Raw genomic sequence first — 16,173 nt, 5'->3', positions numbered from 1 at the left:
AAACATGGCCATTCGATAATACCCGGTGGATTTTGTAGTTTCAATGTCGTTTTCATTGCTAACAGGCAGGCTTCACCGTTACTAAAAGGCTCTTTCTAACACAGTTACTCGTTTAAGTACAGCAAGGCAACAACATTTTCTCTTTACTCACTAAATAGAAACATTCATCACCACACAAAACAAATTGTATGAAGACCAATTCAACCGCATTACACAGAAGGACATTCATTCAACAAACCGCATTGACCATAGCTGGAGCAAGTTCATTGTCCGCCCTGCCGATGCTTGGTTACGCCAGCCCTTATGCCGACGATAATCTCAACATTATTGGTCCGTTAGAAGGATATTCTCCGCAGATCGGCATTTTGGTTTCCATGATGGCATGGAACAGGGCGTCTGTCATTAATGCTGTGAATGGCTTAACTCAACAGGATCTCGACTTTTTAATTGACGACAAATCAAACACCATCGGAGCGCTGTTGCTTCATCTTGCCGCGACTGATACAGTGTATCAGGATCTTACATTCAACAACCTCAAGGATTTTAGCGATGAAAATAAAAAGAAATGGGGTGTTGCAATGGAACTGGGCGACGAAGGCAGAAAACAGATCAAGGGCAACAATCTGGATTATTATTTAAACGCCCTACACGAAGTTCGCCAGAAAACACTTGACGAATTTAAAAAGCGGGATCACAAATGGCTGGCTCAGGTAGATCCACATTTCTTTAATAACCAACCCACCAACAATTTTTGCAAATGGTTTCATGTTTGCGAACACGAATCAAACCACAGGGGTCAGATAACGGTGATAAGAAAGAGGTTGCCGGGGAGTAAGTCTAAGGCTGAATAAAAAAATTTAATATTGTTTGGTAATCGGCAAAAAGGTGAACCGTAATTTCTTTGCGATACTTTTGCCCGGCTCAGATAACCTAACCGTAATTTCATGACAGATCGCCTACTCAATAGAACTGTTTTCGGCAACGAAGAAAATAAGAATAGAGTCTTAACCCGAGATGAAGCTTACACGCTTCTTAACAATTGGGTACCAAATGAGAAATTGCGTGTACACATGCAACAGGTAGCATATCTTATGCAACGATGGGCGGCAGAAGCAGAAGGACTTGACGAAGCTGATCAATGGCGCTGGGAAATGGCTGGATTACTCCATGATGCAGACTGGGAACAATGGCCGGATCTTCATTGCAGAAAAATAGTGGAAGAACTGGAGCAGCGTAATGTCGATCCTGAAATTATACGTGCTATAGCATCACACGGACCATCTTATTTTGGCGTTGATCCGGTAACAACGATGGATAAGATGTTGTATGCATTTGATGAGCTATCCGGGCTTGTCCACGCTTATTCTCTAATGAGAGAAACAGGTTATGAAGGTATGGATTTGGCAGGCGTGAAAAAGAAACTGAAATCAAAAGGCTTTGCAGCGAATGTATCGCGTGATGACATCCAGGATGCGTGTGAACGCGCCGGCATTTCACTTGATACATTGATAGCATTCATCATCAAACATCAGCCGATGCTTAGTAAACAGAAAGCATAAATGCATTTACCGTTAATAAGATCTACACCATATAATTGGAGTAATAATCTTTTCAAAGGGCTTTTTTGTAGCCATTGGGCTTGAGGGATATAAACCAAAACTCCGGTCATTAAACTACAACGGAGTTATTGATTTAATATGAACCCCAATAAAACAATCATCCTGGCAACCTTTAGGCACATAACCGCAACTCGTTATCAGACCAATTGAATCAGAAGTAAAATAGACATCATTCTTTTTCTTTTCTACATTCAGCCAAACTGTGGGCGCCTGGGCATAAATTTCATCAAGCAGAACCGCCGCATCACCTTCCTGATGCGTATTTAAGGCTGCACTATCTTCAGTCCAGGATCTCATGATTTGCAATAAGGGTGCTTGTCCCTGATTATACACATAACTGCCGGCCAAATAACTTCTGCCTTTTACAGCTCCGTTCCGCACCGTTATTTTAGTCTCTGCATAACCGCCAAACACTGAACCGCTATAAATGATATAAGAATAGGAATTTCCTATTGATGCTTTATAGCTATTCCAGGCCTGCTTGCTTTTTTCAAATTCACTGGCGTACTGTATACTGTCTTTTTTACACGAAAAAAACGAAGTAATTAATACTATCGCGACAAGTAATTTCATATCAGGTGATTTAATAAAAAGGATTAACTATATATTGTCCAATAGCATGACTGTATATTTGCCATATTCGTTCCTGATTTAAAAAAATTTTCATCTATTTAGATTGCATCAATCGTTTATTCCAATCATCTACCCTTTTCCACACATCGCCCATGCATTCTATAGAGGCTTACAGGATTGACAAGCCCGGCTTTAAGCGCGAGCTCAGGTTAAACTAAGGGATACAATACCACCAGGCATCAGCACCAGAACATATAAATTCATGTCACATATAACGGTGAACTAACTAAACAAAAAATAACAACTACAATAAATTGGTTAGCTATAAATATTCTTTTGCAAGAATTCATTTTTAAACTTTCCGGAGGGATCATATTCAGCAACCAGTTGTTTAAAATCTGAAAGCCTTTTATAACGTGATTGTAAAATACGTGGCTGCATTGTAAACAGCTTTGCCCAATGTGGCTTAGCATTGAAAGGAGAAAGTTGTGCTTCAATCAACGGCAACAAACTCATTACTGCGTCTGTCTCCTGCTTCCATGTAAAATGGATTGCGACAGAGGTCTGCCTATAACAAGGACTCATCCAGAGTTCATCAGTTTTAATAGTGCGTATTTCCGTTATAAAGAGGTGGGGTGATATTTTTTCATTTAGTTTTTGTACAGCCATTATAGCTTCATAGGCATTTTCAATAGGCACAAAATATTCAGCCTGTAATTCTTTTCCTGCGCTGGGCTTAAAACCCATTTTAAAATGCGGCATTCTTTCATACCACGTGCCTGGAATGCCCATTTGGTCGGTAACATTTTCAGCTGACTGATCTGCTATAGGATGCATATTTTTTGTGGCAAGTTTTGCACCATATAATTCCGGCGCGGCCGTTGTATTATCATCGTCAACAACGCGGCTTTTTATCCAGACTTCATTAATGTTTTTATTTTTCCAGTCGGTGAACAGGCTTACGCTATAACCTTTAGATTCAAGGTCTGCAAAATTATTCCTTAATTCCTCCATTGGCATATTAAGATATACAACCTGTTTCATTTTAAAGGTTGGTATAATATCAAGGGTAACTTTTGAGAGTATGCCGATCGCGCCAAGATTAACGACGGCACCATAAAACTTATCTCCGTCTTTGTTCTTTGAAAGGGCAACAACATCCCCTGCGGCATTAACAAATTCAATTGCAGAAACCGAGGTAGATAAATTCCCATTGTCTACACCAGAGCCGTGTGTGCCGGTGGCACAAGCTCCTGCAACAGTAATATGTGGCAATGAAGCCAGGTTTGCCAAAGCATAGCCGTTTTCATCAAGATATGGGGCAAAATCACCATAGCGTGTTCCGGACTGTACGGTTATCGTATTTGCCGTTTTATCTAACGATAATACCTTATTCATCTGCTGTAGCGAGAGCTGGTTTTCTGTACTGTCTGCGATTGTATTGAATGAATGTCTTGATCCAAGCGCCCTGATCTTATTACACTTTTTAACAACTTCCTGTACCTGTTCAACCGACGTTGGATAGTGCACATGATCAGTACTGTAAGTTAAATTGCCAGCCCAGTTTGTAAGATGCCCGTTCATTGGAGTAGGTTTTTGAGAAGAATTGCAGCCAGTTAGATCTGATAAAATTACACCACCGGTTAAAACCGACATTGTTTGTATGAATGTTCTTTTATCCATGGATTATTTTTTTAAGTTGTCAGCAATTAAGAGGAACGATTATTTGTAGATCAGCAGTTTGGTTATTGCTTGCATATAAATTTACTTCTTCTGGAGCGATAAAGAATATATTTCTGTAACGATAATGTGGATGGTCAATAGCATTGGAGGGGCAAAGTGGAATATGCATTTGTAACCGTAGATGGATAAGTGGGGCCTGGGCAATAAAATTGTTTCTTTTTTTAAACCACACAATAGACACTAAGCGACACAAAGAATTAAAAAGAGAAAAGTAAGAAAAAGCGCCAGATAGCGGTAGGGACACAAGCAAAAAAAGTTGTATCTCGTAATTTATCGCCGCGTCGCTGCTACTTAGCGCTCGTTGCGTGAACCCTGGCTTTCAATGATTGCCCTACTTTCGAATTTGCTTTTAACTGTTGGACCTGTTTCAAAGCTTCGGCATAAGATGTTTCTGATTGCTGTGCAAGGATCCTTCTGTTTCTCGAGGATAGTTCCTCCAACGATATCTCGAAGTTTTTGCCGGATTTCATCAGAGGTCATTTATTCAATGTCAGGAAAAAAATTGAGGTATACAAGGCCTGGAGCGGCCCTATATACCTCATTTGTGGAGCTGAGGGGGATCGAACCCCTGTCCAAACATATTTACCATAAGCTTTCTACATGCTTATTCCATTATTACTTGTCGGCGGCAAACAGGAAATGAACAAACCAATCTGTCGCTTAGCTGGATAGTCTTTTGTAACGGTCACAGCCTTCCGTTACAGCATTCTGTGTTTAGTTTTGAGTCGGCGGCGGAGCCTGGTAACAGAACAACCTGCTCAACGCGGCCCTAATGACTATCTAATCACTGATTAGGCAGCCATGGCATACTGTGTATTGCCATTTGAAGTTTGAATATTCAGATTAAAGTGCTAATTATACAACGCACTGCATGCTTACACCTACCGTAACCTATGCTGTCAAAACCAGTACAGCCCCGGGTTATGTACGATGTTAGGTGTGTGATGTTAGATGTGTTTTAGTGCAGGCCGACTGTGTTTTTGGTCGGCAACCTTTTCAATAAAGTAGCTCTCCACACCTTATACCTTACGCCTCACACCTCATCACCTCCCTATCAAAGAACTTTTATGGGAGGACAAATTTACGAAAGTTTTCCGGTTTTGCCTCATTTCAAACAATCGCGCCTGTTAAAAGATAGCAAACGCAGCGCCGTTTCTGGTCCCGGCTTTAAGCTTTAGGCTTTGGGCTTTAAGCTTCCTTCTTATCTTCACAGCTATGAACGTAAATATGCCCTTACAGACATACCAGGAAAATATTACAACGCTAAAATCGCAGCTGGAAACAATTGCCGCCAAAAGAAGAAGAGCTGCCTGGATGCGCTTTTTCATTGTTGTCGCGACAATTCTGCTTGTGAGATTTACCTGGCAGTTCTCCAGCTGGATCATCATTTTGTCTGCAATTGTGGGTATCGCTGTCTTTTTAATTGCAGTTTCCTTTGACACCGATCTGAAAAATAAACTGCTTAACCTTGAGCGTCTTTTAAAAATAAATGAAGAAGAGGTAGCATTGCTTAATGGCAATTATCATAGCCGGTTTGACGGCAAAAATTACGAGCCCGAACAGCATGTATATGCACATGATCTTGACATCTTCGGTAAAGCCTCCATCTATCAATATCTCAACCGGGCAACGAGTGAACAAGGAAGACAGTTGCTGGCAGATCGTCTGCTGAGTCATCAATCCAAAGAAGAGATCCTGTTGACGCAGCAAGCAGTAAAGGAAGTCGCACAGGACACAACATGGCGGCATCAATTCCAATCGTTTGGAACGGCTGAACCACTGTCGCTTCGCACTGAAAAAAGAATTGAAAACTGGATGCAACTTCCGCCATTGTACGATCATAAAGCATGGAAATTGCTGGCATATGGTTTTCCGGTGATTACGATTACAGTGACCATTCTTCATCTTGCAGATATAATCAGTGCGCCTTTGTTCTATACGCTTGTTTTCGCCTTCATGATATTTGCTTTTTCCATTAGCAAAAAACTGCATGAGACCTACAACTTACTTTCCAGAATTGTAACGGAAGTAAACACCTTGCACAAACAACTGGAACATATTGAGAACAACAGCTTCTCGTCCCCGTTAATTCAATCCATCAAAAGAAACATACAGGTAAAAGGCTCGTCAAAAGCGTCTGCTGAAATTCTTGGTCTCAAAAATATTCTTGGCCGCTTTGACGTACGTCTGAATGTTTTTGCCTTCTACATTTTGAATACATTTTTGCTATGGGATCTTCACCAGATCCTGGCACTGAACAAATGGAAAAAGAACAATCAACAAACTACCTCTCACTGGTTTAATGCCATTGCCCAGATGGAAGTAATATCTGGCCTGGCGACACTCCATTTCAATCAACCAGCATGGAGCTTTCCATCCATTTCAACTTCGCATTTCACGTTGAATGGCCATAACATCGGCCATCCCTTGATTGCGGAAGGAAAAAGAGTTGACAACAGTTTTGGGTTAGAAGGCTTGGGAAAAGTCAGCATCATCACCGGCTCGAACATGGGTGGGAAAAGTACATTTTTACGGAGCATTGGTGTTAATGCTGTTCTGGCGTTAATGGGAGCCCCTGTGTGTGCCGCATCATTTACAATATCACCTATTAAACTGATGTCGAGTATGCGCATTGCGGATAATCTGGCTGACAACACTTCAACGTTCTATGCTGAACTGAAGAAGCTTCGCCTCATTATAGAAGCGGTGAATAACAAAGAGCAGGTTTTTATTTTGCTGGATGAGATACTCCGTGGCACAAACTCACTCGATCGTCATACTGGTTCAAAAGCTTTGATCAAACAGCTAATCCATCAACAAGCCGTGGCCGTTATTGCAACACATGATGTGGAACTGGCGCAATTGGAAAATAGTTTTCCGGAAGCCATCCATAATTATCATTTTGATGTACAGGTTGCCCATGACGAATTATTCTTCGACTACAAATTAAAAAAAGGCATCTGCCAAAGCCTCAATGCGTCGATACTGATGAAGAAGATCGGAATAGAGGTTTAATGTGCAGATGGGTGAATTTGCAAATGTGCGAATGTGCAGATGCGCGAATGAGCGAATGTGCAGATGGGTGAATATGTAAATGATGAACGATCTAAACCTCCATTGCGTCGTGTTTACCCAGGAAGTTTCTAAATAAATAAAATGGGCCCGATTAAATCGGGCCCATTTTATTATAACCTTATCGAGCAAAATCTTGCTCTTGCGTCAGAATAGTTTGCACATTTGCATATTTGCACATTCTCACATTCGCACATTTTCAATTGTCAACTTTCAATTTTCAATTATTTAAACAGTCTCCAGAAATCCAATCCCAACGCGTAAGCCATCAATCCCAGCAACAACACCATACCCGCCATTTGTGCATACTCCATGAATTTGTCACTTGGCTTGCGGCCGGTGACCATTTCGATGATGCAGAACAAAGCATGTCCTCCATCCAGTGCCGGAATCGGCAATATATTCATGAACGCGAGCACTATGGAGAAGAATGCCGTCAGGCTCCAGAAGTTCTGCCAATCCCATTGAGAAGAGAACATGTTGCCGATGCTGATCAGGCTTCCCACTGATTCACTTGCTTTCACTTTACCGCTGAAAATAAGTTTCAGCTGCAACCAGTAGGATCGCAGGGTTTCGATGCTCTTACGGAAACCTGCAGGAAAAGATTCAAAGAAAGTGTATTTAATCTCTTTGATCTTAATCAATTTGGAAGGATCGGTATTAAATAATCCAATTGCGCCGGCCTGTGGCACAGTTAAAGACGTATTTAATGTATCCGCACCACGCAGGTAAGTCAACGAAATTTGCTTGCCTTTGTTGGCCGCTATTTGTCGTTTAAAATCATTAAAAAATTCAACTTTGTTTTCATTCAGTTTAATGATCTTATCACCTTTCATCAGGCCAGCTCTCTTTGCCACCGATGTATCAATCACACTGTCAATGGCAGTAAAAGGAATGCGGACATCAATAAAATTCAGATCCTTATAACTGATCAACGTGCCGGCAAACTTGTCCGGAATATTGATATTTACATGCTCACCATTTCTGTCAACCTGTAAAGATTTGGCATCATCAAGAATAACGTTGAAAGGAATTGCCTTAAATTTCTCAACGTATTTTCCATCAACACTCAATATTTTATCGCCGTCTCTTAAGCCAATTGTCTGTGCCAAAGAGTCTGCAGCAATGCCATATGTCATTTGATTCGTTGGAATGTATTCTTCACCCCATGACCACAGCATCATTGCATAAATAAAGAATCCCAATAACAGGTTTACTACAACACCACCCACCATGATAATCAGGCGCTGCCAGGCCGGCTTGCTTCTGAATTCATAAGGTTGAGGAGGAAGTTTCATTTGTTCTTTATCCATGCTTTCGTCCACCATCCCGGATATTTTCACATATCCGCCAAACGGAACCCAACCGATACCATATTCGGTTTCACCAATTTTTTTCTTCCAAAGACTAAACCAGGGGTTAAAGAACAGGTAGAACTTTTCAACCCGGCAACCAAACCATTTTGCCGTAACAAAGTGTCCAAGTTCATGTAGGGTAACGAGAATGGAAAAAGAGAGGATAAATTGCAAAGCCTTGATTCCAACACTACTCCAGTCTATAGCTAATAATATCATTGCTTGTTTGTTATGCCCCGCAGGGATATGTTTTATTAATTAATGTTGAGTTTAACGGTCTCAAATATATCTACAGTATTCTAAATGTAATCTTATAAATGCGTGTTTTACACGAATGGCAAAAACAATGTTTTACATCTGAATCAGTGAAGCGGCGAAATTACGCGCCTCTGCATCGCTTTCAAAGTACTCTTCCAGGGTTGGCTTTTCAATGAAAGGTATTTTATCAATTGTTCTTTCCACCATTTCTGTGATGTCCAGGAATCCAATACGATTGCGCAGGAAAGCAAAAACAGCGATTTCATTGGCTGCGTTTAGCACGCAGGGTACATTTCCTCCTTTAAACAAGGCGTCAGTAGCAAGCACCAGGTTACGGAACGTTCTGATGTCTGGCTCTTCAAAGGTTAACGTACCAGGCTTTCTGAAATCGTATCGCGGAAATTTATTGGGAATGCGATGCGGAAAAGCCATTGCGTACTGAATAGGCAGCTTCATATCCGGCAATCCCATTTGAGCTTTAATACTGCCATCCTCAAATTGAACCATACTGTGGATAATGCTTTGCGGATGGATAACCACCTGGATCTGATCAGGTTGAAGATTGAATAACCAACGGGCTTCAATCATCTCAAGACCTTTATTCATCAGTGTTGCAGAGTCAATAGATATTTTGGCGCCCATACTCCAGTTCGGATGCTGCAGCGCGTGATCACGCTTAACATTTACCAGGAAGTTTGGTTTCTTTCCAAGAAAAGGACCACCGCTCGCCGTTAAAATTACCTTTTCTATTTTGTTGCGCGACTCACCAATCAGGCATTGGAAGATCGCGGAATGCTCGCTGTCCACAGGAATAACCGGCACTTTCTTTTCCATTGCTTTTTGCATCACCAGATCTCCAGCTACCACCAATGTTTCCTTATTAGCCAAACCAATGGCCTTGCCGTTTTCCAGCGCCTGGAGCGTAGGTTTCAATCCTGCATACCCAACAATCGCGGCCAGCATAAAATCGTAACAATCCATAGCGGCTACTTCATCTAACGATTGTTCACCTGCAAAAACCTTTATATGTGTTTTGGCTAACGCCTCCTTTACTTTATGATATTTTCTTTCATCACCGATCACTACTATGTTGGGCTGGAACTCAAGCGCCTGGCGGATCAGCAATTCCTCATTGGTATGCGCAGTAAGAACTTCGGCCGAAAATTTATCCGGATTTGTCCTGATCACATCCAGTGCCTGCGTGCCAATTGAACCAGTAGAACCAAATATTGCAATACGCTTTGTCATAGTACTTTTTTCTATAATAAGACTGGTAAAGATAATAGAATCTATTACGAAGGAATAGATGATTTATTTGATTACCAAATTTGATGCCTCAAAGAAAAGAAAAACCGTCTTATTTAGTAAGACGGTCTTCATTTTCAAAGCGTTAGCCTCTATTTAAATTCAGTATCAGCAACTTCGGTGTTCATTTGCATATCGGTCACATTCATTTCCATGTTCTGCTGTTGCTCCCCAACTTTAATGGTCAGATTGATCTTGTAGGGCATCATCACGGCATTTACCTTGCGATAATCTGATAATTCAACGGTTTGTAACAGGTTCATGCCATTTACTTCAACTGCCTGTTCAGATTTTACCAGCAGATGCGTATTTACATCATAATATTCTGTCCTGGTTTTGCCTGAAGGAACTGTTACGGTAACTACATAAGCGTCTTTTCCATCAACTTTTTCGGTTTTTCCGGTAGCCAGTTTATAATTGTTGCCAGTTACGTAGTCAACCTGTTCAATGATGTTTTGTTGAATCTTCTTCTCTTTCAATTCGTCATCGGTCAAAGGCATTTGATTTGGTCCCTGCGATCTGAAGCCTGTGTTTCCATCAAACACTTCTTTGCTTACCACATTGCCACCCATGCTAATTGTCCTTAGTGTTTTGTTTGGCGCTTTTTTGCGTTCTTCCACATCAAGGTTCATTCCTTGCATACTCATTGTTGCTTTTGTTACTGTGGACTTTATGCCCTTGATATTGTCAATGCCACCAATGGCCGTTAAAAAGTCACTCACTACTTTCTTACCATCAGGAACTGCAATGTTAGATGAAGCGCCTGCAGTTACCGGCTTCGCATATTTATCATAATTATTAACCGGATATCCAAGTTTCTTTAATCCTTCTCCAACTTGTGAAGCTTTACCTGTTACAACGATGCGCGCATTGTTGATGGTAAAATATTTCTGAGCAGCTTTTTGTACGTCTGCCGCAGTTACCGCGTTTATTTTCTGGAGATAGGTTCTGTAAAAATCTTTAGGAAGATTGTTTAGTAAAATATTGGTTGCAAAAGTGGCAATGCGCGAAGCATTCTCCATGCCTAATGCAAAGTTGCCGGTATACCATGTTTTTACTGCACTTAGTTCTTCTGCGGAAACCGGCGTTGTTCTGATGCGTTTGATCTCTTTTACAAATTCAGCAACAGCACTGTCCGTTTTTTCATTACGTACAGATGAGGTAGCCGTAAATGTTGTTTGAAAACGCCCACCGCTGATACCCGATCTTGCGCCATAGGTAAAGCCGTGTTTTTCGCGAAGGTTCATATTAAGATAGCTGTTGAAATCTCCACCCAAAATTTGGTTAGCAATCAGTGTAGCGAAATAATCAGGGCTACTCATTGGCATGTTAACCAGGTTGGCAACGTTTATCTCTGATTGAACTGCATTCGGCACATCGACCAAATCAATTTCGGTAGCTGCAACGTTTTTTACGTTAGCAAGCTGAGGCAATGTTAGCACAGCTCCTTTCCACGTATCCAAGCCTTTTTCGGCCAGCGCCTTTGCAGCTTCTGGTTTGATGTCGCCGACAAAAGTGAGAAACCCTCTTGACGGTGTAATATATTTTGCATAATACTGTTTGGCATCATCCAACGTCAATTTCTGTACGCCTTCTTCCGTAGCAAATTCGCCAGCAGGATGATCCAGACCATACAACAAAGCATTTCCGGCGCGCGCTGAAATTGCTTTTACATTGCGTTCGTTGGCCTTAAGACCAGTGATATATTGAGATTTCAATTTATCGAAAGACTCATCTTTAAATGCAGGATGTTGCAAAGCATCTGCCATCAAAAGAAAGGCCTGATCAAAATAACGCGTTAAAGCGGAAGCTGAACCTCCTGAAGAATTCAGGCTCACGTCGGCACCGATCTGATCAACCGCTTCATCAAACCGGGCCTTTGTTTTAGAGGTCGTTCCCTCATTCAGCATTTGTCCCATCAGATTCATAATACCTGCTTTGCTGCCTTCTTTTATAGGACCGGCATCAACAGTATAAGTAGCTGTTACTTTTGGCAACTTGTGATTCTCAACTACCAAAACAGTTATGCCGTTGGAAAGTTTGTAAATAACGGGATCCGCTATTGTGATAACGGGTGCCGGACCTGCTTTTGGCGGTTTGGAGCGATCTATTGTCTGCGCCTGAACAGACTGAATGAGAAAGGCCGCAGCTATATATAAAGTTATTTTTCGCATAATAATAAATAGTTTAAAGGTTACGATCGGAATTACTGTTTAGCAGGTAAGTAATACAATACCACGCGCTGATCTTTGTTGAGATATTTTTTTGCAACATCTCTTATCTCTTCACGCGTTATTTTATGTACCTGGTCCAGCTCTTCATTGATCTGATTGGTGTTCTTGTTGTAGAAGGTATATCCCTCTGCCAGGTTTTCAGCTACACCAATTACCCTGCTATTAGCGCTTACATAACCGTTTTCAAACTGGTTCATTATTTTCTGGTAATCTGATTCGCTGATCAGGTTGGCTTGCAGAGAAGCAACTTCCTCATCAATATCCTGCAACAACTGCGTTAATGGCGCATTGTTGTTTGGTAATGCATAAGTGATATAAGCGCCGTAATCTTCCAACGCATAGTTTAACGCGCCCACTTCCAATGCATCTTTTTTATCATCCACCATTTTTTTATACAGTTTAGAGCTTGCTCCACTGGATAAAATGGAAGAGATTAACCCAAGCACTTTGGAATCATGCGTGCTCATTCCCGGTGTACGATATGCAGCCATGATAGCCGGAATTTGAATGTTGGCATCATAAACTGAGTCGACGATTTCATGAGCAAGCGGCGGTTCCTGTATATGAGGCTGCTGTATATCTGCGCCGCGTGGCACCGCACTAAAATATTGTTTTGCGAGAGTTGTTGCTTTGTCTACATCGATGTCGCCAGCAATACTTAAAACCGCATTGTTGGGAACATAATACTTTTTAAAGAATGCTTTGAACTCGTCCAGCCTGGCAGCATCCAGGTGTTCCATTGAACCGATAGTCTGCCAGCGATAAGGGTGCTCCGTAAACAAACGTCTGAAGATTTCATACGCGAACTTTCCATAAGGCTGATTATCGAGGCGCTGTCTTTTTTCTTCTTTTACAACTTCATTCTGCGTCTTCACACCAACTTCATTTATTACCGGATGCAGCATGCGCTCACTTTCCAGCCAAAGGCCAAGCTCCAGCTGATTAGAAGGAAACACTTCATAATAAAAAGTTCTGTCCTGTGTTGTATTGGCATTGTTCTGACCGCCGTTTGATGAAACGATCTTCATAAACGTACCTCTCTTTATGTTGTCTGTTCCTTCAAACAATAAATGTTCAAAGAAATGCGCAAATCCGGTACGGGCAGAGTCTTCATTTTTAGACCCCACATGATACATAACCGAAACTGCTACAACTGGCGCTGTTTTATCCTGGTGCAGAATTACATGCAGGCCGTTATCCAGGTCAAACTCTTTGTATTGCACTTTCTGTGCATTTACAAAAGCAGCTGTAAACAAAAGCGCTACAGTGAGCTTAAAGCTTTTTTTTCTCATTCATTCTTCGTTTTTATTGATTAGAGTAAGGAGCACAGTTGAAATTATAACGATTTGAAATTGATTACGAACCGTAGTAAACAAATTTCAAATCCTGATAATTCCATGAAAATAAACTTTTTACAATTTCAGCATAAAAAAACACCGGCGCATTTGCAATCCGGTGTTTTTCATAAAAAATTATACAGGCTCTTATTATTGATTGACGAACGGTTGCAGTGCGTCAGCAATCTTCCGGTCGTTGCTTAAGCGTGGAAGCTTATTCTGGCCACCAAGCTTACCAATGGATTTCATGTAATCAATAAATCCATTTTTAACGATCGGCGTTATTTTAAGTTTCTGCAGAATATTGCCGGCTATTAAATCGTCGTAATAAACGTTTTTCTGTCGAAGGTTATTATCTACCTTTTCTATAAAGCCTTGCAGATCTGAGGGGGCGTTCTCAAATTCTATAAACCATTCATGGTAACTTTTTCCTTCACCCTGCTGAACCATCGGCGCAACTGTAAACTCAATAATTTTCACATTGTCTTCATTAGCAGCTTTCATTAAAGCCTGCTCTACCTCTTCGCCAATAACATGCTCACCAAAGGCAGAAATATAATGCTTGGTTCTGCCGGTAACTACCAGGCGATAAGGTTTTGTGCTCACGAACTTCACCGTGTCGCCGATATTGTATGCCCAAAGCCCTGCGTTGTTATTGATGATGAGGGCATAGTTTTCCCCCACCTTTACATCTTTCAATGATAAACGTGTCGGATTTTCATTGAAGATCTCACCAGCGGGCACAAACTCGAAAAAGATACCGGAATCAGTATTTAATAATAATCCCTCTGCATTTTGTGAATCCTGGAAGGCAAAGAATCCTTCGCTGGCAGGGAATGTTTCGATTGAATCGATTTTCTTGCCGATGCTATCAAACAGCTTGGCTCTGTAAGGCTCAAAATTTACACCGCCATAAACCATCACTGAAAAGTTGGGGAACAGGTCGGCAATCTTCTTTCCGCTAACCTGCGTTAGTCTGTCAAAATACATTTGCATCCATGGTGGTATGCCGCTGATCAGCGCCATATCCTCATTAATGGTCTCCTGAACAATTTTATCCAGCTTAGTTTCCCAATCTTCAATACAGTTGGTCTCATAGTCAGGAAGCTGGTTACTTCTCAAATATTTCGGAACATGGTGATTTACGATACCACTTAAGCGGCCGGTTGGAACGCCGCCAACCCTGTCAAGCTCGGGCGATCCACTTAAAAAGATCATTTTCCCTTCTGTAAAATTCGCGTTTCCACTTTCAGCGATATAGCAAAGCAATGCATTGCGGGCGGAATCAATGTGATTGGAAATTGATTCTTTACTGATAGGAATATATTTTACGCCACTGGTGGTACCACTCGTTTTGGCAAAATAAATGGGCTTTCCCTTCCATAGAATATTTGCCTGGCCCTGTTTTACTTTGGTGATGTAACTTTTAATCTGCTCATAGTCGCGTATGGGAACCTGCTTTTTAAAATCCTCATAGGTCTTTATATTTTCAAAACCGTGATCTTTTCCGAATTCGGTGTCTTTTGCTGTTTTGATCAAATCCTTAAAAATCACCTCCTGGTCTGCAACAGCGGTCTCCATCCCCTTCTTTATTCTGTTATATATATATCCGGCAAACGGCTTCGCTAGTAAAGATTTTAAATTCATAATCTAGTATTGATTGGGGATAACAAAAATAGGCGCATAAAAGGGAAAAAAGTCAATAGTGGATACAATACCGTCTCCTTAAGACGAAATTCACTTCGTCAAGTACGATCTTTGAAGTACGAAGTACTTAATTTTAAGCACGTTGTCTTGTGGGTATCACGGAAAATGGCGAATTTGCCTTACTTATATTCAATTCATTGTTGCGCCGTGACAAAGGAATAAAATAGCCCTTAGACAAGGCTAAAAACCTATTCACTTTCAATCAGATAAAGATTAGAATCAGGTATTTTTGTGTTTTGGAGCAATTTTTTTGAAAAATCCTTGCCTTATTCCATTGTAAAACCTTACCTTTGCCGTCCTAATTTTGGATAAGCCATGTTCGCAGTCGTAAAAATCGCAGGTCAGCAATTTAGAGTACAGGAAGGTCAAAGCCTGTATGTTCCTCACCTGCAAGCAAAAAGTGGAGATAAACTTGAGTTCAGCGAAGTATTGCTGGTTGACAACAACGGCAGTCTTTCTGTTGGAACTGATGTTAAAGCTGTAGTTAAAGCTGAAGTTTTGAATGAATTTGTGCAGGATGATAAAGTGATCGCATTCAAAATGAAAAGAAGAAAAGGCTTCCGTAAAAAACACGGGCACAGAACTCAATTCACTCAAATTAAAATTGAAAGCATCGCTTAGTAAGAGCGGAGCAAAAAAGTAATTAACATTCAAACTCATTTACTATGGCTCACAAAAAAGGTGAAGGTAGTGTAAAAAACGGCCGTGATTCACAAAGTAAACGTTTAGGAGTAAAGATATATGGTGGTCAGCCAGCTGTAGCTGGTAACATCATCGTTCGCCAGCGCGGAACTGTTTATCATCCTGGTAAAAACATTGGTGTAGGAAGAGACTACACACTGTTTGCACTTACAGATGGTATCGTAGAATTCAGAAAAACTACTGCAAACAAAACTGTAGTTTCTGTTACGCCTGCGGAAGTAACTGCTTAATTCCTAAAAAAATTTGGCAGTTCCCATAAAACATTTAA

13 protein-coding genes and 1 other RNA gene are annotated in these 16,173 nt (G+C 41.0%); 5 read left to right on the top strand and 9 right to left on the bottom strand.

Annotation, left to right across the window (positions count from 1 at the left end; all coding sequences use genetic code 11):
* The first annotated feature begins 188 nt into the window (after positions 1–188).
* Positions 189–851, top strand: coding sequence for a DinB family protein (locus tag QTN47_RS01500; protein WP_369327535.1), 663 nt, complete (start codon positions 189–191; stop codon positions 849–851).
* Between the two features lie 93 nt (positions 852–944).
* Positions 945–1,559, top strand: a complete 615-nt coding sequence (locus QTN47_RS01495; protein WP_369327534.1) for an HD domain-containing protein — start codon at positions 945–947, stop codon at positions 1,557–1,559.
* Positions 1,560–1,673: 114 nt separating this feature from the next.
* On the opposite strand, the gene QTN47_RS01490 is transcribed toward QTN47_RS01495, so the two are convergent.
* From QTN47_RS01490 to ssrA, 4 genes are all read right to left on the bottom strand, one after another.
* On the bottom strand, positions 1,674–2,192 hold the full coding sequence (locus QTN47_RS01490) for a hypothetical protein (RefSeq protein WP_369327533.1): 519 nt from the start codon (positions 2,190–2,192) through the stop codon (positions 1,674–1,676).
* Between the two features lie 318 nt (positions 2,193–2,510).
* On the bottom strand, positions 2,511–3,875 hold the full coding sequence (locus QTN47_RS01485) for an FAD-binding protein (RefSeq protein WP_369327532.1): 1,365 nt from the start codon (positions 3,873–3,875) through the stop codon (positions 2,511–2,513).
* Between the two features lie 347 nt (positions 3,876–4,222).
* The gene (locus tag QTN47_RS01480) at positions 4,223–4,405 is read right to left on the bottom strand and encodes a hypothetical protein (RefSeq protein ID WP_369327531.1); all 183 of its coding nucleotides are present in this window, start codon (positions 4,403–4,405) and stop codon (positions 4,223–4,225) included.
* A 72-nt stretch (positions 4,406–4,477) separates the two neighbouring features.
* Positions 4,478–4,853, bottom strand: a transfer-messenger RNA (tmRNA) gene (gene ssrA / locus QTN47_RS01475).
* A 297-nt stretch (positions 4,854–5,150) separates the two neighbouring features.
* On the opposite strand from ssrA, the gene QTN47_RS01470 reads away from it, so the two are divergent.
* Positions 5,151–6,950 carry a MutS-related protein gene (locus QTN47_RS01470; RefSeq protein WP_369327530.1) on the top strand — a complete coding sequence of 600 codons (1,800 nt, stop codon included), beginning with the start codon at positions 5,151–5,153 and terminating at the stop codon, positions 6,948–6,950.
* Positions 6,951–7,231: 281 nt separating this feature from the next.
* Here QTN47_RS01470 and rseP read toward each other — a convergent pair whose 3' ends face one another.
* The 5 genes from rseP to QTN47_RS01445 form a co-directional block, all read right to left on the bottom strand.
* Positions 7,232–8,581 carry an RIP metalloprotease RseP gene (gene rseP / locus QTN47_RS01465; RefSeq protein WP_369327529.1) on the bottom strand — a complete coding sequence of 450 codons (1,350 nt, stop codon included), beginning with the start codon at positions 8,579–8,581 and terminating at the stop codon, positions 7,232–7,234.
* A gap of 132 nt (positions 8,582–8,713) precedes the next feature.
* Positions 8,714–9,868 carry a 1-deoxy-D-xylulose-5-phosphate reductoisomerase gene (locus tag QTN47_RS01460; protein ID WP_369327528.1) on the bottom strand — a complete coding sequence of 385 codons (1,155 nt, stop codon included), beginning with the start codon at positions 9,866–9,868 and terminating at the stop codon, positions 8,714–8,716.
* Positions 9,869–10,017: 149 nt separating this feature from the next.
* Positions 10,018–12,099, bottom strand: a complete 2,082-nt coding sequence (locus QTN47_RS01455) for an insulinase family protein (RefSeq protein WP_369327527.1) — start codon at positions 12,097–12,099, stop codon at positions 10,018–10,020.
* A gap of 32 nt (positions 12,100–12,131) precedes the next feature.
* Entirely contained in the window at positions 12,132–13,451 is a 1,320-nt protein-coding gene (locus tag QTN47_RS01450; protein ID WP_369327526.1) for a M16 family metallopeptidase, read from the bottom strand.
* Between the two features lie 195 nt (positions 13,452–13,646).
* Complete coding sequence (locus tag QTN47_RS01445; RefSeq protein ID WP_369327525.1) at positions 13,647–15,143, bottom strand: GH3 auxin-responsive promoter family protein; 1,497 nt, start codon at positions 15,141–15,143, stop codon at positions 13,647–13,649.
* Between the two features lie 375 nt (positions 15,144–15,518).
* On the opposite strand from QTN47_RS01445, the gene rplU reads away from it, so the two are divergent.
* Together rplU and rpmA are read left to right on the top strand one after the other, a co-directional pair.
* On the top strand, positions 15,519–15,824 hold the full coding sequence (rplU, locus tag QTN47_RS01440; protein ID WP_369327524.1) for a 50S ribosomal protein L21: 306 nt from the start codon (positions 15,519–15,521) through the stop codon (positions 15,822–15,824).
* A 44-nt stretch (positions 15,825–15,868) separates the two neighbouring features.
* On the top strand, positions 15,869–16,135 hold the full coding sequence (rpmA, locus tag QTN47_RS01435) for a 50S ribosomal protein L27 (protein WP_369327523.1): 267 nt from the start codon (positions 15,869–15,871) through the stop codon (positions 16,133–16,135).
* The last annotated feature ends 38 nt before the right edge of the window (positions 16,136–16,173 follow it).

The organism is Danxiaibacter flavus (assembly GCF_041060425.1).
In the GTDB taxonomy this organism is placed as follows: domain Bacteria; phylum Bacteroidota; class Bacteroidia; order Chitinophagales; family Chitinophagaceae; genus Danxiaibacter; species Danxiaibacter flavus.
The sequence above is the reverse complement of the archived record's forward strand: the minus strand, read 5'-3'. Positions and strand labels throughout refer to the sequence as shown.

Excerpts from the sequence above, each read along its gene's own strand:
- QTN47_RS01490 (WP_369327533.1), bottom strand. The coding sequence starts at position 2,192 with ATGAAATTACTTGTCGCGATAGTATTAATTACTTCGTTTTTTTCGTGT.
- QTN47_RS01500 (WP_369327535.1), top strand. The coding sequence starts at position 189 with ATGAAGACCAATTCAACCGCATTACACAGAAGGACATTCATTCAACAA.
- rpmA (WP_369327523.1), top strand. The coding sequence starts at position 15,869 with ATGGCTCACAAAAAAGGTGAAGGTAGTGTAAAAAACGGCCGTGATTCA.
- rseP (WP_369327529.1), bottom strand. The coding sequence starts at position 8,581 with ATGATATTATTAGCTATAGACTGGAGTAGTGTTGGAATCAAGGCTTTG.
- QTN47_RS01495 (WP_369327534.1), top strand. The coding sequence starts at position 945 with ATGACAGATCGCCTACTCAATAGAACTGTTTTCGGCAACGAAGAAAAT.
- QTN47_RS01460 (WP_369327528.1), bottom strand. The coding sequence starts at position 9,868 with ATGACAAAGCGTATTGCAATATTTGGTTCTACTGGTTCAATTGGCACG.
- QTN47_RS01445 (WP_369327525.1), bottom strand. The coding sequence starts at position 15,143 with ATGAATTTAAAATCTTTACTAGCGAAGCCGTTTGCCGGATATATATAT.
- QTN47_RS01455 (WP_369327527.1), bottom strand. The coding sequence starts at position 12,099 with ATGCGAAAAATAACTTTATATATAGCTGCGGCCTTTCTCATTCAGTCT.
- rplU (WP_369327524.1), top strand. The coding sequence starts at position 15,519 with ATGTTCGCAGTCGTAAAAATCGCAGGTCAGCAATTTAGAGTACAGGAA.
- QTN47_RS01485 (WP_369327532.1), bottom strand. The coding sequence starts at position 3,875 with ATGGATAAAAGAACATTCATACAAACAATGTCGGTTTTAACCGGTGGT.
- QTN47_RS01450 (WP_369327526.1), bottom strand. The coding sequence starts at position 13,451 with ATGAGAAAAAAAAGCTTTAAGCTCACTGTAGCGCTTTTGTTTACAGCT.
- QTN47_RS01480 (WP_369327531.1), bottom strand. The coding sequence starts at position 4,405 with ATGAAATCCGGCAAAAACTTCGAGATATCGTTGGAGGAACTATCCTCG.
- QTN47_RS01470 (WP_369327530.1), top strand. The coding sequence starts at position 5,151 with ATGAACGTAAATATGCCCTTACAGACATACCAGGAAAATATTACAACG.